Genomic DNA, 21,561 nt, shown 5'->3' on the forward strand with positions numbered 1-21,561 from the left:
ATCATCCGTACGCGTCGTGTCCGAAACCCGAGTGTCGATTGGCTTTAAAGCCCGTAGCGCGCCGGCCAGGCTTCGGCCGGTCCGCCGAGTTCCCTGGCTGCTGCTATCACTTCGGCGCCGAGCGTGTCGACGAGGTGTTCGCGGATATCTTCGGTCATCGCAATCTTCGGGTTTTTGCTTTTCCGGTTGAAACTACCACCGAGATTGCCGCTTTTCCTGGCGGGATCGCCGCCGACAAAGGCTATCACGCGGCGTCTGACTTCGTCGGCATCCGACTGGATATCGTCGAAGAAATAAAGACCGAACCGGGATGAGCCGGAATAATCCTTCCAGCGGCCGGCATTGGCCGCGGCACGGGAGTGTTCTCTGCTTTCGAACTGATCCGCGAATTTCAGAAACGTGTCGAACTGCTCCGGAGCTTCCCATTTCAGCATGTCGACGACCATGCAGTATTGCGACCAGATGCGCTCGATCGGGTCGCGAGCGAAATAGATGATTTTTACTTCCGGCAGTTCGCGACAGATGGTGGAAACGGTTTCATCCGGGAGGATAGCGTAGTTGGGCGTGACATCTCCCGACAGGCGGTTCTCCTTGGGCGAGAAGAGCTGTCGGTACCGATCGAAATCGACCGGATCGCCATCCTGTTCGATGAATGCTTTGAGCCACTCGATATCACTTTGCTCGAGGGGACGCTTGTTCCACTTCTTCAGCGTCCTGTTCAACTTCCTCAGCCCGTTGGTGGCCTCTTTGTACAGCCGTTCGGCGTTGTGGATGCGAAACTGTGTGTTGAAGTAGTGAAGCTCCTTGACAGGAGGCATCCAGAAATCGGGATGATGTTCCAGTTGATCGAAGAACCAGGTCGTGCCTCCTTTCTGTGCGCCCACGCAGAGAAAGTCCGGACCTGCCTGAACCGGGCGTCCGGACATGCCGCGTCCCGTCGATTTCTTCTGACGGATCCTTTCAAGGAATTGCACCATCCGATTCCTTCTTTTAGGCGCTCGCGAAGCGCTTACCAACATCCGCGCACTTGTTCAATTTGGTTATTCCCTGCCGGGAGTCCAGCCATTTGTCGTGCTGGGTCAAAGCCTGTCCTGTGCTTTGCGCATGGCAACGCGACCCGTTATGATGTTCAGGAAAACAACGATTGTGTTGAATCAGTAACCGGAATGGATTCGCCCAGATGATGACACAGATAACCGCGTCCGACGGGCATGCGCTTGAATGCTGGATGGCGCCCGCCGAAGGCCAGAGCAGGGGCGGGCTAGTGATCCTGCAGGAGATTTTCGGCGTTACGGACCAACTCAAATCCCTTGCCGAAACCTATGCGAAGCTTGGCTATGACGTCGCGATACCGGCGCTGTTCGATCGCAAGACAAAGGGGGCCGTGATCCCTTTTTCGGACGCTGCGCGCGGGCTGGAACTCATGCAGTCGACGAACCTTGCAGAGACCATGCAGGATATCGACGCGGCCGTTCGCGCGCTCTCCGTTGAGGGTGGCAAGGTTGGCGTCATGGGGTTTTGCTGGGGCGGCGGCCTGGCGCTGCGTGCAGCGCAGAAGCTTGATATCGTGGGCGCTGTGATCTTCTACGGCACCCGGTTGCAGCAATATCTGGATTCATCGCTCAAGGCGCCCGTGATCGGCCATTTCGGATCGACGGACGATCACACGCCGCCGGAGGTCATCGAACAGGTCAAGGCCTATCTGCCCGAACTTGAGGTTCACATCTACGACGCCGGGCACGCCTTCGCTAACGATGCGCGGCCCGCCGCCTATACGCCCGAGGCGGCGGCGTTGGCGCACGAACGCAGCAAGGCCTTCCTTGCCGCTCATATCGGTTGAGCGGAAAACCATAGCCAGCGAACAATTCCATGTCCGACATCAGCTTCTTCTCGCTCGCGATTATTGCGTGCGCCCTGTTTCTTGGAGGTCTCGTCAAGGGCGCGACCGGCGCCGGAACGCCGATTGTCGCCGTTCCGGTGATTGCGGCGTTCATGGATATCCGGCTTGCGGTCGTAATCATGGTGATACCGAACCTTGTGACAAATGTCTGGCAACAATGGCAATACCGAGCCTGGCGTTTACCGGATCGTTTCGCATTGAGATTCGCTGTCGCCGGAGGCCTTGGCGCGTTCTCCGGCTCGGTGCTGCTCACGACGCTTGACGGCGACATCCTGTCCATCCTGCTTGTCGCGGCGGTGTTCGCCTATATCGGCATTCGCATTGGACGGCCTGATTTCCGGCTCTCTTTTGCCCGGGCGTCGCAGATTGCGTTTCCCATGGGGTTTGTCGGTGGGATGCTGCAGGGGATGGCGGGAATATCGGCGCCGGCGGCTGTCAGCTTTCTCAACGCCATGCGTCTCGAACGCGCCCAGTTTATCTCGACTGTTTCGGCATTCTTCGTCGCAATGTCAGTCGTGCAAGTCATCGCGCTTAGCTATTTCGGACTGATGACGCCGACAACAATCGGGATGAGCCTCGCCGCGCTTCCGCCGTTGTTCGTGTCCATGCCGCTTGGCGCCTGGGCGGCCCGCAAGATGTCCGCCAAGGCGTTCGATCGCGCCTTGCTGATCTTGCTGGCTGTCCTCTCGATACGCCTGCTCTACACAAGCGTCGAAGGCTTCCTGCACTCCTGATCAGTCGATCACGGTCAGGATTTCCGAAAGCGGCTTCTTGATCTTTGCAACCTGCGGCACCTTGGCGTCCGCCGCCGGATGCCCGGCCGCGATGATCATTACCGGCTTTTCCGAATCCGGGCGCCCGAGCAGCCCGTTGAGAAATTTCATGGGATTGGGCGTGTGGGTCAGCGCCACCAGGCCGGCATGGTGCAACGCTGCGATCAGAAAACCGGTAGCGATCCCGACGCTTTCCGGCACGTAATAGTTCTTGAAACGGGTCCCGTCGTCGAAATGGCCCCAGCGCTGGGCAAACACCACGATGAGCCACGGCGCGATTTCGAGATGCGGCTTGGTGTCATTCGTGCCGATCGGCTCCAGGGCCTTCAGCCATTCGTCGCCGGCGCCGCCCTCGTAAAAACGGCGCTCTTCTTCTTCAGCCGCCAGCCGGATCTTCCTTTTGTGTTCAGGATCGGCGATGGCGACGAAATGCCATGGCTGGTGGTTCGCGCCGCTTGGCGCGGTGCCGGCTGCAAGGATGCAATCCTCAATGACCTTTCTTTCAACCGGCCGGTCGGAATATTCGCGAACAGTGTGGCGCTTGCGCATACGGTCGTAGAACGCGGCTGCCTCGCTCAGCATCCGCTCGTCGCTGAAATCCATCCGATCAGGCAAATCGACCGGTTCGTAATTCATATGTTCGCGTGAAAACATCTCTGTGCCTGTCATTGTTTATGCAGCTTCGGACGATAGCTGTCCTGGAATCTCTATGCGGCGCCAAGCGCGATTTCCAACTCTACACAAAGCGTTACAAAATTCTCCTTTACAACGAAAAACGGCGATCACAAGATCATTGGCGTACAAATGACTATACCCGATGAAAGGCCCAGGCAATGTCGTCTGCAAAGAGCGAATCCGCACGTCTGCTGAGGCAGATCTCGCAGATTGCCGCATCGCCTATGGAACGGGCGCGCGCCATGCCGCCGGCGATCTACACCAATCAGGAAATCCATGATCTGGAACAGATGCGGATTTTCCGCAAATCCTGGATCTGCCTGGGGCGCGCTGACGCGCTTTCCGAACCCAGCGACTATCTGACATTCACCATTTCCGAGCAACCTGTCGTCGCCATTCGCCAGCGTGACGGTGCAGTCAGGGCCTTCGCCAATGTCTGCCTTCACCGGATGATGGTTCTTCTTGAAGACAAGGGCAATTGCCGGCGGATCGTCTGTCCCTATCACGCCTGGACCTACGACATTGACGGTAGGTTGATAGGCGCGCCGCAGATGAACAGGACGGAAGATTTCAATGCGCGCGACAACGCTCTACCTGAGCTCAGATGTGAAATCTGGAAGGGCTGGCTGTATGTAAGCCTTGACCCGAAAGTTGAACCGGTTGGCGATTTGCTCCGCGAACTCGAACCAGTCGTCAACCGATACCGCATGGAAAATTATGTCCAGGTGGCGACCCAGGACCACGTCTGGGACACGAACTGGAAGCTCCTGACCGAAAACTTCATGGAAAGCTATCATCTGCCGATCGCGCACCGCGCGACGGTGGGGGCGTGGTTTCCGGTTGACGACACGGGATTTCCCGATCAACGCCACAGCCACTTCACATACGAAACATTCAAGAAAAACAAGGACGCGACCTACGGCCTCGCCCATGCGAACAACGATGTCCTCGAAGGGGAGTGGCGGCGGACCTCCGTCATGCCGACGATCTTCCCGACGCACATGTTCGTGCTGGCGCCGGACCACCTTTGGTATCTGACGCTGACGCCGAAGGGAACGGGACAGGTTCATGTGCGGTTTGGCGCAGCCCTGGCGCCGGAAGTTCTCGCCGGTCTCGACGATCCCGATGCGTATCTTCGCGACACGATCGGTTTTTTCGACAAGGTCAATGACGAGGATCGTTATGTCGTGGAAGGCATATACAAGGGCGCCAGGGCGCCCCTGTCCACGGGTGGACCGCTTTCCTGGATGGAGCGTGAAATCCATGATTTCATCTGCTACCTTTCAGGCGCTCTTGAAGACTGATCTTCGCAAATGAAGCATTTGTCGAAAATTTGCATTAAGTTTCCGGTATCCAATTCATGATTAGATACTGCGGCATATTCTTCCTGTTCGCCGTTATAGGCAATGCGGCGCCACTGGGCGCTTGAAACTGTCAGCCGTGCGAATTAAGACGCTAGGCGGACTATTTGGAGAAGTGGCATGACCATCGATTACGAAGCAGCGCGCGAAAAGATGGTGGACAATCAGATACGCACGACCGATGTCACCTCGCACCCCGTTCTTCGGGCCTTTCTGGAGGTTGCGCGGGAAGATTTCGTGCCTGAGAAATTCAAACCTCTCGCCTATATCGACGACGATATTCCGGTGTCGACCGGTCAGGACGGGCGCCCGTCGCGCTACCTCATGGAGCCTTCGCCGCTCGCGAAACTGCTGCAATTGGCGGATATTACGCCGGACGACGTGGTGCTTGAGATCGGTTGCGGCACGGGATACGTCTCTGCGCTATTGTCGCTGCTGGCGGGTTCCGTCGTTGCGCTGGAAAGCGATGAGGACCTGGCGGCCGAAACCACCGAAACCCTTTCTCGGCTCGGTTATGACAGCGTCGTCGTGGTTACCGGAGATCTAAGGAAGGGCTACGAGCCCGAGGCGCCCTACGACGTGATTTTCATTGGCGGCGCCGTTGAAGATCTGCCAACGGCGCTCTTCGATCAGTTGCGCGACGGCGGCAGACTCGTCGTCGTCGAAGGGCACGGTAATGCAAGCCGCGCCAAGCTCTACGTGAAGGATGACGGTCACACGTCTTCGCGTCGCGGCTTCAATACTTCCGTCAAACTGTTGAACGGTTTCGAAAGAGCGGAAGAATTCGTCTTTTGAGACGCAAGGTGTGATCATTGGGTTACAGGGTCCCGGCATCTTCACTCCCTGGCATGGCTGAACCGTTGCAACAAAAGCATTACGGCTACATATAACGGGACAGGGTAGTGGATAGACGACGGCATGTTCGCCGTTCGCTCGTCAATTGGGGATTTATATAGTGTCAAGTATCCGCAGACTACTAATTCTATCCGTCGCTGCAGCAAGTCTCGCCGCAGCACAGGGAGCAGCTTACGCCGAAACGATATTCGGCGCGATGGCGAAGGCCTACGAGAACAACCCCGACCTCAACGCAGCTCGCGCTGGCCTGAGAGCCACCGACGAAGGCGTGGCTATAGCCAAATCCGGCTATCGTCCAACAATCATCGCCGGCGTCGAGGCCTCGCGCACGACAACCTGGCATGCCCCTTCCGAAACATCTACGATTACCGACGCCGCATCTGCAGGCGTGACGCTTACCCAGACATTGTTCGACGGTTTCCAGACAAAAAACAATGTCAACGCGGCGAAGTCGAACGTGCTTGGCGGGCGGCAGGATCTCATCAACAATGAAATGACGATCCTGCTTTCGGCCGTCCAGATATACGCCAATCTGCTGCGCGACCGCGCTATCGTGACCGCGCGTCAGCAAAATCTCGAGTTCCTCGACGAACAGCGGAACGCGGCGCAGGCGCGGCTTGATGTCGGAGAAGGCACTCGGACCGATGTGGCCTTGGCCCAGGCGCAGCTCGAACAGGCGCGCGCGCAACTGCTGGCCGCCCAGGCCGCCGAAAATTCAAGCGAGGCCGTTTATGTCCAGATCATAGGCGACGAGCCCAAGAACCTGCAAATGCCGTCGCCGTATCAAAAAGGTCTGCCATCGTCGACAACCGCGGCGGTTGAAATCGGCCTGCGTGAACATCCCGCCATTCTCAGCGCGCAATATACGGTGGACGCAGCGTCATTCAACGTGAAGTCGCTTGAGGGCACCTTCCTGCCGAATGTTAGTGTCCAGGGCACTGTCCAGCACAGCCAGTACGGCTACACCACCGGTATCATTCAGGGCAATGTGTCTGTACCCATCTATCAGGGCGGACTGGCTTCCGCCCAGGTCAGACAGGCCAAGGAAACGCTGGGCCAGGCGCAAATACTTGTCGACTCCGCGCGGCGACAGGTCCAGCAGGACGTGGTCTCGATGTACACCAATTTCCAGGCCTCGAAGGCGTCGATTTCCGCAAACGAGGCGCAGGTCAGCGCTGCAAAGCTGGCGCTTAACGGCGTTGTCGAGGAGCAGAAGGTCGGTCAGAGCACCCAGCTTGACGTTCTCGAGACACAGACAAACGTTCTGACAGCCCAGGAGGATCTGGCGCAGTCGCACAGGGATGCGATCGTTTCCAGCTACAGCCTGCTGAGCGCGATGGGTCGATTGACAGTCAACTATCTCAATCTCGGCGTCGACAAGTACAAGCCGGAAATTCACTACGAAGCGGTGAAGGACAAATGGTTCGGTCTGCGCACAGTCGACGGACAGTAATCGCTCCCTGCGTGCAAGCAAAGGCTGCAATCGCCGCGGCCTTTGCCGGCGATGTTACCGCCTGAAATTAATCTGTGAAACTTAATCAGCGCCACGGCCGCGGGAATTCTCATCTGCAGCCGAGTGGCATACACTATCCCTGTGATTCGGTTGCGCCTGTTGGCGACCACTGGATGTTGTGCGGCAAATACGGGGAACGGCATGTCACAGTCAAATGCGGCGCGTGAGCCGAGCATGGAAGAAATTTTAGCTTCCATACGCAGGATTATAGAAACAACCGACGGCGCGGATGATGGTCTGCACCAACTTGCAACGTCCGATAGTGATATGACGGACGAGGAAGAGGAAAGCCCGACGTTGGCTCGGGTCAGGGACGAAGTCGCCAATACTCAGGCGACGCGAACGACCGCGATGAAGGCTCCTTCGACGCCGCCTCGCGATGCTTCCGATAACCGCTTCGACAGAAACCCGCCACGGTCTGACTCGCCGCCACCGCAGGACGAGAAGGCCCGCTACAAACCGGCGGGTCAGGGCGCAACTTCAGCGACCAGACCGCAAGTCAGTCTCGCCGAAGTCGCCGCGCGCGCCGGAACTTTTCAGCCATCCGCTTCGGCCAAGCCGGATCCGCAAAGCTTCGCAGCGCCCAAAGCGCCCGAGAAGCTGGACGCTCCGGTAACGCGCACCATGCCTGAAAAGCCCGCGCCGGATCGTTTTGCCGCGTCAAAGCCGGCGGACAAGCTTACAGTCGGCGACGCCCTGCGCTCGAATGCGTTGGTGTCGTCCGAAACCGGTGATCGCGTGGCCGCTTCCTTCGAACATCTTAACCAGGCGGTCGTTACCGGTCCGACGAAATCCTTCGACGAGATCGCCCAGGAAATGTTGCAGCCAATGTTGCGTGAATGGCTGGACAACAATCTTCCGGTTCTCGTGGAGCGCCTTGTAAGGGAAGAGATAGAGCGGATCGCCAAGGGACGCTGATCGATTCTTTTCACGTAGATGGGCGCGCGCTGCTGCGCGTCGCTTCCATTGATCCGCCACAGCTACAGCCATACGGGTTGAAAGCCGCGACCAGTGGCGGTACATCCCTTGCGAAAACTCCCTCATCTGATTGCTGATCGAATGCTTGAAAAGACCTATGACGCTGCCTCCAGCGAACTGGAAATTGCGAAACGCTGGGAAGACGCCGGCGCGTTTCGCGCAGGCGCGGGGTCCAAGCCGGACGCCGATCCATACTGCATTGTCATTCCACCGCCCAATGTCACCGGCTCGCTGCATATGGGGCACGCCCTCAACGACACGCTGCAGGACATCCTGATCCGGTTCGAGCGAATGCGCGGCAAAAACGTGTTGTGGCAGCCTGGCATGGACCACGCCGGCATCGCCACCCAGATGGTTGTCGAGCGCAAGTTGATGGAGCAACAACTCCACCGCCGGGACATGACGCGGGAACAATTCGTAGAAAAGGTTTGGGAATGGAAGGCTGAATCGGGCGGCGCGATCTTCAACCAGCTTCGCCGGCTCGGCGCTTCATGCGACTGGTCGCGCGAACGCTTCACGATGGATGAAGGTCTCTCTGCGGCGGTTCTCGAAGTCTTCGTATCGCTTTACAACGAAGGCCTGATCTACAAGGACAAGCGTCTCGTCAACTGGGATCCGAAGCTCAACACCGCCATTTCCGATCTGGAAGTCGAGCAGGTCGAGACGCAGGGTCATCTGTGGCATTTCCGCTATCCGCTCGAGCAGGGCGCGACCTACCGGCATCCGGTCACCTTCGATGAAAACGGCGATCCGACGGAATGGGAGACGCGGGATTATCTGGTCGTCGCAACGACTCGACCGGAAACCATGCTTGGCGATACGGGCGTCGCGGTTCATCCGGACGATGAGCGCTACAGAGATCTTGTCGGCAAGACTGTCATTCTGCCGCTGGTCGGGCGCCGCATACCGATCGTCGACGACGAGTACCCAAACCCGGAAGAAGGAACCGGCGCCGTCAAGATGACCCCGGCCCATGATTTCAACGATTTTGACGTTGGCAAACGCACAGGGCTGCGCGCCGTCAATATCATGACCCGTGAGGCGATTGTTACTCTGGACGGCAATGAGGAGTTTCTTGAAGGCGTGCCGTCATCGGATGAACTGTCTGAGACGATTAGCGCCTATGACGGTCAGGACCGTTTTGTCGTTCGCAATAAAATCGTTGAACGCATGGAAGCCCTTGGGCTTCTGGACAAGGTCGAAGACCATGTCCACGCGGTGCCCCATGGCGACCGCGGCGGCGTACCTATCGAGCCATACCTGACCGACCAATGGTACGTGGACGCTGAGGTCCTTGCACGGCCGGCGATTGCTTCCGTTCGCGAAGGCAGAACGAAATTCGTGCCGAAGAACTGGGAGAAAACCTATTTCGAGTGGATGGAGAACATCCAGCCCTGGTGCATATCGCGTCAATTGTGGTGGGGCCACCAGATCCCGGCCTGGTATGGACCGGACGAGCATATCTTCGTCGCCAAGACGGAAGAAGAAGCAATCGCGGCCGCCGCCGAACACTACGGCGAAAACGTAGCGCTCGTTCGCGACGAGGACGTGCTGGACACCTGGTTCTCGTCTGCTCTGTGGCCGTTCTCGACACTGGGATGGCCGGAGAAAACACCGGAGCTTGCGACCTACTACCCGACCAGCGTGCTTGTCACCGGCTTCGACATCATCTTTTTTTGGGTCGCCCGGATGATGATGTTCGGGCTGCATTTCATGAAGGATGAAAACGACAGTCCACAGGAGCCGTTCGATACGGTTTATGTACATGCGCTGGTTCGCGACAAGAACGGCGCCAAGATGTCGAAGTCCAAGGGCAACGTCATCGACCCGATCGAACTGATCGAGGAATACGGCGCCGACGCGCTGCGCTTCACGCTGGCCATCATGGCGGCGCAGGGCAGGGACGTAAAACTCGATCCGCAGCGGGTCGAGGGATATCGCAATTTCGGCACCAAGCTTTGGAACGCTACGCGGTTCGCCCAGATGAACGGCGTAGCACGCGATCCGAACTTCAAGCCCGAAAACGCAAGCCTGACGATCAATAGGTGGATCCTGACGGAACTGTCCCGGACCAGCTCCGAGATTACGCAAGCCATCGAAACCTACCGGTTCAATGACGCCGCATCGTCGGCCTACCGGTTTGTCTGGAACCAGTTCTGCGACTGGTATGTGGAATTGCTGAAACCTGTTTTTTCTGGCGATGATGAAGAATCACGTCGGGAATCGCAGGCCTGCGCGGCCTATTCTCTGGATGAGATCTACAAGCTGCTCCACCCCTTCATGCCTTTCATGACGGAGGAACTGTGGACCCAGAGCAGCAAGAGGCGCGGCCTGTTGTGTCACGCCGAGTGGCCGCAGGACAACTTTGCGGACGACCACGCCGCAGACGAAATCAATTGGCTGATCGATCTGATCACCGAGATCCGCTCGGCTCGGTCGGAAATGAATATTCCGCCTTCCGCGACAGGCCCGCTGATTACGGTCGACGCCGACAGACACGTGTGCGACCGACTGCTGCGTCACACACCGGCCATCAACCGACTCGCTCGCGTTGACGACATAATCCTGGAAGAAGAAGCGCCGCGCGGCTCGGTGCAGGTGGTCGTGCACGGCGTGGTCTATTGTCTTCCTCTCGGCAACCTTATTGATCTTGGCGCTGAAAAGGCCCGCCTGGAAAAGGCGCTCAACAAGGTGTCCTCGGATATCGAGAAGTCGGAAAAGAAGCTTCAAAACGAGAAGTTCGTTCAAAACGCCAGACCGGATGTCGTCGAAGCCGAGCGCGAGAAGCAGAAAGAGCTGATCGAGCAGAAAGAACGTCTTTCCATTGCCCTGCAGCGGGTTGCTGAAGCTGGTGCTTAAGACAGTATTCGACTGTTGCCAGAATGCCCGCTCCGCAGAAAAAGTCCTGAATGGGCAGTAATATCGGCGCGAACGTACCAATTGTGGCTGTTTGGCAACACATTCTTGGTAAAGCTTTGCTATGAAATTCTACGCCGGGATTTGCCCACATCCCGCCACAAACTCGGCGCATCGGTCTCATCCGGCGGGTTAGCTGCATAAATTCGGGCTGAAGCAACGACTATCGAGGAACTTGATGCGCGTAACCGTAAAAGGAGAGTTCATCCGACTTGCTGGTCGAATGACCGCCCAGGCGCCGCATCAAACGCGACACACGGTGAACATATACACCGATTGTTACGCTGCGATTGACGGGCAGGAACTATGCGAAGACGACGCGTCCGGCGCGCATCACGACAATGCGCAGACAGACGTAGCCGCGTACGAAGGCGTTGTCGCCCGTGACTGCGGAGTAGAAGAAAATACGGTGTTATGCTGATAGCTGGTAAAGTGTCATCTGGTCTTGTCGCCTGCGTTGTAGGAGCGCTGGTCGCTTTTACAGCGCCTGCGGCGGCATTTGATCCGGATGCGGGCATTTCTGAAAAATCAGAGCCGAGGCAGCTCTTCAAGTTCGGATTTTCGGCCTACAAGAAAGGCCAGAAGGACGACGCGGTCGAGGCCTATCGTCATGCGGCCGAAAAGGGACATCCGGGCGCGCGCTGGGCTCTTGCCAACATGTACGCCTATGGCGACGGCGTGGTCGAAGACGACTATCAGGCCTTCACGATTTTCGACGAAATCGCACGACAGGGCGTGGAGCCGGGATCTCGCGACACCGGTTTCTTCGTGAATGCACTCGTGTCTCTGGCCAACTACTACCAGAAGGGAATTCCAGGAAGCCCCGTCAATCGTGACCTCAACCAGGCCCGTGAACTGTATTTTCAGGCTGCTTCTGCTTTTGGCGTTCCCGAGGCCCAGTTTCAGCTCGGCTACATGATGTGGTACGGCGAGGGCGGCGGTGTAAACAAACGCCAGGCGAAGAAGTGGCTCAACCGCGCCCGCAAATCCGGACATCCCGGCGCGACAGCTCTTCTTGGAGAAGCGATTTTCCAGGAAGGCAATTCGGTTCGTGGACTGGCGATGATGACGGTGGCGCTGGATCGCGCCAAGATGAGCGACCGAGAATGGATCAGTTCCCTGCAGGAACACGCCTTTTCACTCGCCAGCGAAGCCGAGCGGCGCAACGCAATGGCGCTGGCGAACGATATGATCGCCAAGGGCAAGAACTGATCAGAGTTTTTCCAGTCCGTCGGTAATGTCGAGATTGGCTGTCGGGCATCCGTCCTGCAGCCGCTTCCACGACGTATTGTTGAGAACGCGTTCGCAGCGGGCCATGAAAGGTTTTCCGGATCCCGGTCTCAGGCAGACAACCTGACCGATCTCGATGCGCTCGCCATTCGCGACGCAATTGCACTCGATTCCGCTTTCGTCTGCAAACGCTGCAGTCGGCAGAACCGATAAGGTGGCGATTACTGCGCCGAAAACAAATGCCTTGCCCATAGCGCCCGGACCATCATGATGACCAACAATTGGGTCATGATCGCCTGAATTACGGGAATGCGCAAGGTATTGGCGGCGGAGAGCCCGATCAGACGGTCTCGAAATCCAGAAAAGCCGCAACGGGTACGTGATCCGACGGCTTCTCCCATGCCCTGACATGGCGCTCGACCGAAACGGATTCGAGACGGTTTGCGGCTTCGGGAGATAGCATCAGATGGTCGATGCGGATGCCGTTGTTCTTCTGCCATGCGCCGCCCTGGTAATCCCAGAACGTATAGACGCCCGACGCATCGCGGGTCGCGCGAAGCCCGTCGGCGAGACCGAGGTTTTCCAGCCGGCGGAACGCCGCGCGGCTTTCCTCCCGAAACAAAGCGTCGCCTTCCCAGACGGAGGGGTCGTGACAGTCGAAGGGTTCCGGAATCACGTTGTAGTCGCCCGCAAGAACCAGCGGCTCTTCGAGCGGCAGGCGCTCCCGGGTCCAGCGTTCGAGACGCGACATCCAGGACAGCTTGTAGGGAAATTTTTCCGTATCGACCGGGTTTCCGTTCGGGAGATAGAGAGAAACGACGCGCAGGGCGCCGCCTTTCACGCTGAACACGCCTTCGATGAAACGCGCCTGTTCGTCGGCCGGCCCGTCATCTCCATAGTGCGGCAGGCCGCGATTGACTTCGTCAGGCTTCATCTTCGAGAGAAGGGCGACGCCGTTGAAGCCTTTCTGCCCGTGTGTCTCGACGTGATAGCCGAGATCCTCAAGGGGCTTGCGCGGAAAGTTCTCATCGACAGACTTGATTTCCTGGAGACAGGCGATGTCCGGCTGGCTATCGGAAAGCCAGGTCACCAGGTTGTCGATACGGGCCTTGACGCCGTTGATATTCCAGGTCGCGATCTTCATTCAGATCGAGAAGCTCGTACCGCATCCGCAGGACGCCACGGCGTTCGGATTGTTGATCTGGAAGGACTGCCCCATGAGATTGTCGACGAAATCGATTTCGGAGCCGTCCATGTAAACCAGCGAAAGCGAATCGATCAGGACGCGCGCATTGCCCTTTTCCAGAACGAGATCGTCGCCGGCGCCTTCGTCTACGAGATCGAATTTATAGGAAAATCCGGAGCAACCGCCTCCTTCCACGGAGACGCGCAAGGCTGATTTTCCGGCTTCCCCGGCGAGAATGTCGGCGATGCGGACAGCCGCCGCGTCCGACAATGTGACCTGTTTGTCAATTACCATGAGACCTCCATACCGGGTTCAAGAACCGGCGAGATATGGTGTTAATGCTTTGGGCATATAGGTATGTACAATGACGTGCGGCGTCAACGGGGAAGGACCTTTCATGGCTCTGGATACAGGCGAGCTCGGTTTCGGTTTCAGGGAACGCGCCCCATGGGCGTGCGACCCGGCGCTGACGCGCGGCAGACTCTTTCCGGAGCCTGTCAGCCCGACGCGGTCGGAATACCAGCGCGACCGCGACCGGATCATCCATTCCACGGCCTTCCGGCGTCTCAAGCACAAGACCCAGGTCTTCGTCGCCCATGAAGGCGACCACTATCGAACGCGCCTCACGCATACGATCGAGGTGGCGCAGATCGCGCGGGCGCTGGCCCGCGCCTTGCGCGCGGATGAAGACCTCGCGGAAGGCGTGGCGCTGGTCCATGATTTTGGGCACACACCTTTCGGACACACCGGCGAGGATGTTCTTGACGAGCTTCTGAAAGATCAGGGGGGCTTTGATCACAACGCCCAGTCATTGCGCATCGTCACGGCGCTTGAAAGACGCTACGCCGAGTTCGATGGATTGAACCTGACGTGGGAGACCCTGGAGGGGCTCGTCAAGCACAATGGTCCGCTGGTCGGAAGCGATGGAAACAGTCTGTCAGGCCCTGTGCCGAAGCCCGTCCTCGATTACAACGCGCTGAACAATCTGCAGCTTGCAAGCCACGCCAGCATAGAGGCGCAGGCAGCCGCGATTTCCGACGATATCGCCTACAACACCCATGACATCGATGATGGCTTGCGCAGCGGCCTTCTGACGCTCGAAATGCTGGAGGACGTGCCATTCCTGGGCGAGCTCCTGAAGGCCACCCGCGACCGCTACCCGGGTCTCGAAGAAAGCCGCGTTTCGCACGAAATAATGCGTCGTCAAATTACGCTGATGGTGGAAGACGCAATCGCGATGGCGCAGCAAACCTTGAAGGATTTGCGACCCAATTCACCGGACGACATCCGACGCGCCGGGCGCACCGTCGTGCGCTTTTCCGACGAGATGCGGCAAACGGATCGCGATATCAAGTCATTCCTCTACGCCAACATGTACCGCCATTCGGACGTCATGCGGGTCCGCCGCGGCGCCGCGGCGATCGTCAAGGATCTCTTTCACGCTTATATCGACAACCCCGGATTGATGGGCGGCCACTGGGTCGAGGGCCTTGAAATCCTCAGCGCGGACGCGCTTGCCCGCCGCGTGGGCGATTATCTTGCAGGGATGACCGACACCTACGCCGTCGAACAGCACAGGGCCTTGTTTGACCATACGCCGCAATTGCGCTAGAGCGGCCCCGCAATTTTGCACAGCATCACAATTGCCGGTTTCCCTTCCATCGAAAGGCATTGCGCCCGCATCGACCGGAAAGGTTGCGGCATTTGCATCGGTTTCCCGGACGAACAGAAATGAATCTATTCCGAGACTTCGAAGAGCGTGTCATCGACGCGCTTCACAAACTCGACGCTATAAGCGAGAAGGCTGGCGACATCAGTTTTTCGCGCATAAAGGCGGAGCCGCCGCGCGACCCCAGCCACGGCGATGTGGCGACAAACGCCGCCATGGTTCTGGCGAAGCCCCTGTCGACCAATCCGCGCGCCCTTGCAGAGCAGATTTGCGAGCAACTGAAGGACGACCCGGATATCGAGTCCCTCTCGATCGCCGGACCCGGTTTCATCAATATGAAACTGTCGTCCGCCTACTGGCGGGGCGTCTTGCAGGGCATCGTCGAAGCGCCGGACAATTACGGTCGGGTCAATGTCGGCGAGAGCGAGAAAATCAATGTGGAATATGTGTCGGCCAATCCGACCGGTCCCATGCATGTCGGTCACTGCCGTGGGGCTGTGGTCGGGGATTCGCTCGCCAATCTTCTGGAATTTGCAGGCTATGACGTCGTTCGGGAATATTACATCAACGATGCAGGGTCGCAGATCAATACGCTGGCCAGATCCCTGTATCTGAGATACCGGGAGGCGCTGGGCGAAGATATCGGCGAGATACCCGCGGGCCTGTATCCTGGCGACTATCTCGCTCCGGTCGGCCAGAAACTCGCCGAGGAGTTCGGCCGGGATCTGATGGCGCTTCCGGAAAAGCAGTGGCTTCCCGTGGTCAAGGACCGCGCGATCGACGCGATGATGGACATGATCCGCGACGACCTCGATGCGCTCAACATCCATCACGACGTCTTCTTCTCCGAAAGAACCCTGCACGACAATGGCGAGAAAGCGATCCGCGAGGCGATCAACGACCTGACCTTCAAGGGGCACGTCTACGAAGGCAAGTTGCCGCCGCCCAAGGGCCAGTTGCCGGACGACTGGGAAGACAGGGAACAGACATTGTTCAAGTCCACCGAAGTCGGCGACGATATCGACAGGCCGCTGATCAAGTCGGACGGAAGCTATACCTATTTCGCCGCGGACGTCGCCTATTTTCGCGACAAGTACGAGCGCGGCTTCTCCGAAATGATCTATGTGCTCGGCGCCGATCACGGAGGCTATGTCAAACGTCTCGAAGCTGTTGCGAAGGCGGTGTCCGGCGGCAAGTCGAAACTGACCGTGCTCCTGTGCCAGCTCGTCAAGCTGTTCAGGGACGGCGAACCGGTGCGGATGTCAAAACGGTCCGGAGAATTCGTGACCTTGCGCGACGTGGTCGATGAGGTCGGACGTGACCCGGTTCGGTTCATGATGCTTTACCGGAAGAACACGGAGCCACTGGAATTCGACTTTGCGAAAGTGACGGAGCAATCGAAGGAAAACCCTGTCTTCTACGTGCAGTACGCGCACGCCCGGTGTCACTCCGTGTTTCGGCAAGCGCAGGACGCTTTCCCGGAATTCGACCCTGGCGACTTTGACGCGGTCGGCGCCGTCCGGTCGTTCGAGATGGATCAAACCGAGTTGCAGCTTGTCGCAAAACTTGCGGAATACCCCCGCGTCGTCGAAAGCGCGGCGCTCGCTCATGAGCCGCATCGGTTGGCGTTTTACCTCTACGATCTCGCCAGCGTGTTCCACCAACACTGGAATAAAGGCAAGGAAAATCCGGAGTTACGATTTATTAACCATGAAAACCCAGAATTGAGCATGGCGAGACTCGCACTTGTCAGCGCCGTCGCAGCGACGCTCAAGTCAGGTCTTGGAATTACAGGCGCCCAGGCTCCGTTGGAGATGCGATAGTTGTCACCTTTTGCCCACAATGTACTGGCATTGATCCGTTTCCACGCACTCGCGCTTGAAGTCGCGACGTGGACCAGGGCGCATCCAAACAAGAAGAACCATATGCGCTGGATGCCGCCGAACCGGGCACATTTTGGACTTGAGGCATGAGTATGGCCGAGAACCAGTATTCACGAGATTACAAGAACGGCGAGAGTGACGACAGAGACGAGGACCCTCTGGCGGAGCTCGCGAGGATCGTAGGCTACAATGTCGACGCCGAAGAAAGCCAGGATCAGGAAAACGATACAAACCTGGAAGTCGATCTCGAAGCGGAGTTGATGCGCGAGCTTGACGCCGGAGATGATCAGGCGATTGGACATGTTGAAGATGAGGCAGCCGTTGCAAAGATCGAGACCGAAGAAGAAGGGGTTTCCGTCGACTTCGATTTCGGCGACCTGTCGAGCGAGTTCGATTTAGCGTCGGATGGTAGCAATACCGACGAACTGGACGACGATGCGAGTTTGTTGGATGTGTCTTCGATCGACGATGACGCCATTGCAAGCCTGGATCAGGCGGTGGACGCGAAGCGGACCGAGAATGAGGACGTTTCAGATACGCCGGTCATCGATTTCGACGCTTTCTACTCGACATTTTCACTGTCGGACGGCGAGAACGTAGAAGCTCCTGCTTCCGATGAAACGCTGACATCTTCCGAGGATTCGATTGAATCCGACGCGATAATTTCAGAGGAAGTGGTTCGCGAACCTGGCGACGAGCCCACCCCTTTCGATCTGGACGCCCTGTTTGTCAGGAGCATTGAAGACGAAGACTCTCCTGAGGAAACGCCTCCGGGCGCCGAGTTGACGGAGGAGCCGGAGGTCGATCTCGAGGCCTTGTCACTGGAAGATTTGCATTCGCTAATCGAGAAGACCGCAAGTGAAGACAAGCAGTCAAATGACGTGACGCCTGACCCGGTTCAAGTAGGCGCGGAAGAGATTACAGAAGAGGCCGATACCCGCTCGGACCAGCCGGCCGCCATGCATCCGTTCGCCGACTCACCCGATTTGCCTCCGCTGGATTTTGATGCTCTATTCGAAGGTGATATAACGGAAAATGATTTTGATCTGGAATCGGAGTTGGATCCTGAGGGTATCGATTTCTCCGACCCGGATGGGGATGCTCAGCATTCAGAAGCAGCGGAACCCGAAGCATTCCAAGAGCATAGTACAGGCTCACAAGGCGCGAAAAACGATATGAATCGACCACCAAGCAATGACGGGCCCGGCAAGGAGCCCAAAAACGAACAGTGGCCGAATGCAAGGCAGGAAACAGACGAGACAGCGCTGAGTCTGGAAGCCGAGCTCCAGGCGGCCTTCGACGCGCTTGAAGGCAAGTCTGGATCCGAGCAAGGTCAGGCGGATCCTAACAGGCCAGAGCAGGCAATGTACCCGTCTTCGGACCCCTATGGCGACTATGAGGGCGACGCAGAGTTTACAGCAACGCTTGCCGAACTGGACAACGCAAGTCGCTCTGATGACGGTCCTTACAATGAGGAAACGATCTCGTCTCCTGATGAGGATCACTCGACACCGGTGGAAGAAGAACCCATCCGCCCGTTTCAGAGTTATGCGACCCCGAAGCCGCTGGCGACGTCCGATGCGGACGGCTACGCTGAACACGACAATCCTGTCAACGAAGCCGCGGAGGAGCAGGGGCTTGATCTTGGCGACCTGCTGGCGGCGGAGATCGGGGAGGTTGAATCGAGTGTGGGAAGCGACGAAACGGATTACGATCAGTCGCCCTTCGACGCCGGGGACATTGTCGAGGATGACATGGCTCCCGACGATATGGGTGTTATTGACGTTCCCGAGCATGAAGAGGAAGAAACAGCCGCGACTGTTCCTCTCGATGAAGATCTCAATATGTCGCTCGAAGATGAACTTGCCGCCATCTCTGTGGACGGCGACGTAAGCTCGTACACCGCAAACGCGAGCGACGATCGCTCTGAAGAACCCTATGACGAATCGGAGTTCCTGTCCGAGTACACCGATCCGGCGGTCGCCGCCGAAGTGGCAGCGCATGCGAACGCCCTGTCGCACGAGTTCAACGATCAGTCCACGCATTTCGAGCAGGAAGCGCCGGACTGGACGGATGAACCCATCGAGGAATTCTCGGAAGGCGACGACTTCGAAGACGATGATTATCCGCAGCAAGGCTATGCGGCCTCTGCGCGATACGCCGAAGACGATTTCGATCCCGAATTCGCGATGGACGAGTTTCCCGAACTGGATGAAATCCGCAGCGAGTCCGGAAGAAGCAAACTGCTTTATGGCGGCGTCGCCGTCGTCGCGCTGTTGCTTGTCGGCGGCGCGGGTTTCTACTGGTGGGATTCCAGCCTCGGTAGCAGCGGGCAGGGCGAACCGCCGGTCATCGCCGCCAGCAGCGATCCGGTAAAAATCAAACCGGCTGATCCGGGCGGCAAGACTGTTCCGAACCAGGATCTCGCTGTCTATGACAGGGTCGCCGGAGATGGTGCAGAAACTCCGACGCAGGAAAATCTCGTCAGCACCGAAGAAGAACCGATCGACGTCGTGCAAAGAACGCTCAATCCGGAATCGCTTCCGCTTGAAGGCCGCAATGGCGTGGCCGAGCCAGTTGGTTCTCCGGCAAAGTCAGAAGACCGGTTGACTGCGGATTCGATGAATCCGGATCCCGCGGCGGCGGCGGAAGACAGCTACGGCGTCGCGCCAAAACGCGTCCGGACGCTGATCGTCAAGCCGGACGGAACGATCGTTTCCCGCGAGCAGGAACCGGACGCCGAGAGAAGCGCTTTCGCCAGCGACGCCTCAACGAGTGGAGAAGATCTTCCGGTGAGCAGTTCTGCGCGTCTGTCCGTCCAGGAAACAGGCGAAACGTCTCCTGCACAGGAGCCGCTTCCCGGAAGCAGCGCAACATCCGGTCAGCAAGCTGCTGCATCAGCGCTGCCGCCGATTGACGAGAACATACGAAACAGCGGGGAAATACCGCTGCCCGCCGCGCGTCCGGCGTCAACGGCTGCAGCAACGTCGTCGAACCAGTCGCAGACCCAGCTTGCATCGGCCACTACCGCCGCTACCGAAACAGCGAATACAGAGGCCGCGGGCACCAATTTGCGCAGTTCCATTCAGGCGCCGGTGCCGACGTCGCGTCCGGCGGAACAACCGGTTGATATCGTTGAAGCTGTAACGGATCGGGGCAATCTCGCCGGCAGCAGCCAGACGGCCAGCTCAGGCGGGTATTCTGTTCAGATCTCCTCGCAGGTCTCCGAAGACGCGGCCCGGGCTGATTACAACCGTCAGGCGCAGCAATACGCGTCTGTACTCGGCGGCCGCAACGCACAGATAGTGCGCGCGGATATCGAAGGCCGCGGCGTTTTCTATCGCGTCCGCATCCCCGCCGGCAGCAAGGAAGATGCGACGCGGCTTTGCGATAGCCTGAAAAACGCGGGCGGCAATTGCTTCGTCGCCCGTTGAGCCAGTTTCTTCTCGGCTCGCGAAGCTGACGCCAATTCGGATCATCAGGATAACGTCTGCGGCTGAAAATGCCTGAATACAGGCGTTTTGGTGTGGCCTGCGGATCCGGCGATGCTGGTCATTTCCCGGTTTGTCTGTATGATTCGACCATGAGCGAATCAAAAGCGATGATCCTTGGATGCGGCGGATTGGCGCTGACGGATGACGAGCGCGCCTTCTTTGCGAAGGAGCGGCCTTGGGGCTTTATTCTTTTTGCGCGAAATATTGACGACGCGGATCAGGTTCGCGCTTTGGTTAGCGACCTTCGCGAATGCGTCGACCGCAGCGACGCGCCGGTGCTTGTCGATCAGGAAGGCGGCCGTGTCCAGCGGCTTCGACCGCCTCTGGCGCCGCGATATCCGGCGGCGTCCGTTCTCGGTTATCTTTATGCCGTGAACAAGGACAAGGGTTTGCGGGCCGCATGGCTTCTGTCCCGTCTCCATGCGGTCGACCTCGCCAAACTTGGTATCAGTGTCGACTGCCTTCCGGTGCTCGACGTGCCGGTTGCGGGAAGCCACGATGTCATCGGCAATCGCGCCTATGGTCATGATCCGCATCTGGTGAGCGCCATGGGCGCGGCCGCCATGGAAGGGTTGATTGCCGGCGGCGTGCTTCCGGTCATCAAACACATGCCAGGCCACGGGCGCGCGAATGTCGATTCGCATCATGATCTGCCGCAAGTCGACGCCCCACTTTCAGACCTCGAAGCCAGCGATTTCATTCCCTTCATGGCGCTCGCCGCTTCGGCTCCGATGGCGATGACCGCGCACGTGGTCTACACCGGAATTGACGCAGATGGGCCGGCGACGACGTCGCGCAAAGTGATTGAGGACGTAGTTCGCACGAAGCTGGGTTTCGACGGCATTTTGATGTCGGACGATATATCCATGAAAGCGCTTTCTGGGGATTTCGCATCGAAGACCAGTGCAATTTTTCAAGCCGGGTGCGATGTAATTCTGCATTGCAACGGTTCCATGGACGAAATGCCGGATGTTGCGGACAACACTCCGATGCTCCAGGGCAAGCCGTTGCAACGGGCCGATAGGGTCATGTCGATGTTCAAAGCACCCCAGGCGGCCGACGAGGCTGCGCTGAGAGCGGAATTCGATGATCTCCTTTCGACGAACAACGTCATGGTTTGAGCAGGGT

The 21,561-nt window shown here is 58.1% G+C and carries 17 protein-coding genes; 12 read left to right on the forward strand and 5 right to left on the reverse strand.

Features of this window, described 5'->3' with window-relative positions:
- Positions 1-44: 44 nt before the first annotated feature.
- Positions 45-974: a sulfotransferase gene (locus AAFN47_RS02105; RefSeq protein ID WP_499807555.1), complete on the reverse strand. Its 930-nt coding sequence runs from the start codon at positions 972-974 to the stop codon at positions 45-47.
- 206 nt (positions 975-1,180) lie between these two features.
- Between AAFN47_RS02105 and AAFN47_RS02110 the strand changes: the two genes are divergently transcribed.
- Together AAFN47_RS02110 and AAFN47_RS02115 are read left to right on the forward strand one after the other, a co-directional pair.
- Positions 1,181-1,840, forward strand: coding sequence for a dienelactone hydrolase family protein (locus tag AAFN47_RS02110; protein ID WP_499807556.1), 660 nt, complete (start codon positions 1,181-1,183; stop codon positions 1,838-1,840).
- Between the two features lie 29 nt (positions 1,841-1,869).
- On the forward strand, positions 1,870-2,634 hold the full coding sequence (locus AAFN47_RS02115; RefSeq protein WP_499807557.1) for a sulfite exporter TauE/SafE family protein: 765 nt from the start codon (positions 1,870-1,872) through the stop codon (positions 2,632-2,634).
- Here the strand turns inward: AAFN47_RS02115 and AAFN47_RS02120 are convergent, their stop codons facing one another.
- A complete protein-coding gene (locus AAFN47_RS02120) occupies positions 2,635-3,327 on the reverse strand; it encodes a nitroreductase family protein (RefSeq protein WP_499807558.1) in 693 nt (230 codons plus the stop codon).
- 179 nt (positions 3,328-3,506) lie between these two features.
- Between AAFN47_RS02120 and AAFN47_RS02125 the strand changes: the two genes are divergently transcribed.
- The 6 genes from AAFN47_RS02125 (at position 3,507) to AAFN47_RS02150 (ending at position 12,183) form a co-directional block, all read left to right on the forward strand.
- Positions 3,507-4,652 (forward strand): aromatic ring-hydroxylating oxygenase subunit alpha, encoded by a 1,146-nt coding sequence (locus AAFN47_RS02125; RefSeq protein WP_499807559.1) that lies wholly within the window; start codon positions 3,507-3,509, stop codon positions 4,650-4,652.
- Between the two features lie 183 nt (positions 4,653-4,835).
- Entirely contained in the window at positions 4,836-5,504 is a 669-nt protein-coding gene (locus AAFN47_RS02130; protein WP_499807936.1) for a protein-L-isoaspartate O-methyltransferase family protein, read from the forward strand.
- Between the two features lie 160 nt (positions 5,505-5,664).
- On the forward strand, positions 5,665-7,017 hold the full coding sequence (locus tag AAFN47_RS02135; RefSeq protein WP_499807560.1) for a TolC family outer membrane protein: 1,353 nt from the start codon (positions 5,665-5,667) through the stop codon (positions 7,015-7,017).
- A gap of 327 nt (positions 7,018-7,344) precedes the next feature.
- Positions 7,345-7,995, forward strand: a complete 651-nt coding sequence (locus tag AAFN47_RS02140) for a PopZ family protein (RefSeq protein ID WP_499807561.1) — start codon at positions 7,345-7,347, stop codon at positions 7,993-7,995.
- Between the two features lie 141 nt (positions 7,996-8,136).
- Complete coding sequence (locus AAFN47_RS02145) at positions 8,137-10,914, forward strand: valine--tRNA ligase (protein WP_499807562.1); 2,778 nt, start codon at positions 8,137-8,139, stop codon at positions 10,912-10,914.
- 471 nt (positions 10,915-11,385) lie between these two features.
- Positions 11,386-12,183, forward strand: a complete 798-nt coding sequence (locus AAFN47_RS02150) for a tetratricopeptide repeat protein (protein WP_499807563.1) — start codon at positions 11,386-11,388, stop codon at positions 12,181-12,183.
- On the opposite strand, the gene AAFN47_RS02155 is transcribed toward AAFN47_RS02150, so the two are convergent.
- From AAFN47_RS02155 to AAFN47_RS02165, 3 genes are all read right to left on the reverse strand, one after another.
- Positions 12,184-12,453 (reverse strand): hypothetical protein, encoded by a 270-nt coding sequence (locus AAFN47_RS02155; protein WP_499807564.1) that lies wholly within the window; start codon positions 12,451-12,453, stop codon positions 12,184-12,186.
- A gap of 88 nt (positions 12,454-12,541) precedes the next feature.
- Complete coding sequence (gene xth / locus AAFN47_RS02160; protein ID WP_499807565.1) at positions 12,542-13,345, reverse strand: exodeoxyribonuclease III; 804 nt, start codon at positions 13,343-13,345, stop codon at positions 12,542-12,544.
- Positions 13,346-13,681, reverse strand: a complete 336-nt coding sequence (locus AAFN47_RS02165; RefSeq protein WP_499807566.1) for a HesB/IscA family protein — start codon at positions 13,679-13,681, stop codon at positions 13,346-13,348.
- Positions 13,682-13,784: 103 nt separating this feature from the next.
- Between AAFN47_RS02165 and AAFN47_RS02170 the strand changes: the two genes are divergently transcribed.
- From AAFN47_RS02170 to nagZ, 4 genes are all read left to right on the forward strand, one after another.
- Positions 13,785-14,999: a deoxyguanosinetriphosphate triphosphohydrolase gene (locus AAFN47_RS02170; RefSeq protein WP_499807567.1), complete on the forward strand. Its 1,215-nt coding sequence runs from the start codon at positions 13,785-13,787 to the stop codon at positions 14,997-14,999.
- A 119-nt stretch (positions 15,000-15,118) separates the two neighbouring features.
- Positions 15,119-16,879, forward strand: coding sequence for an arginine--tRNA ligase (gene argS, locus AAFN47_RS02175; RefSeq protein WP_499807568.1), 1,761 nt, complete (start codon positions 15,119-15,121; stop codon positions 16,877-16,879).
- A gap of 146 nt (positions 16,880-17,025) precedes the next feature.
- Positions 17,026-20,373 (forward strand): SPOR domain-containing protein, encoded by a 3,348-nt coding sequence (locus AAFN47_RS02180; RefSeq protein WP_499807569.1) that lies wholly within the window; start codon positions 17,026-17,028, stop codon positions 20,371-20,373.
- A gap of 149 nt (positions 20,374-20,522) precedes the next feature.
- A complete protein-coding gene (gene nagZ / locus AAFN47_RS02185) occupies positions 20,523-21,554 on the forward strand; it encodes a beta-N-acetylhexosaminidase (protein ID WP_499807570.1) in 1,032 nt (343 codons plus the stop codon).
- The last annotated feature ends 7 nt before the right edge of the window (positions 21,555-21,561 follow it).

The organism is Hoeflea sp. CAU 1731 (assembly GCF_039888615.1).
In the GTDB taxonomy this organism is placed as follows: domain Bacteria; phylum Pseudomonadota; class Alphaproteobacteria; order Rhizobiales; family Rhizobiaceae; genus Flavimaribacter.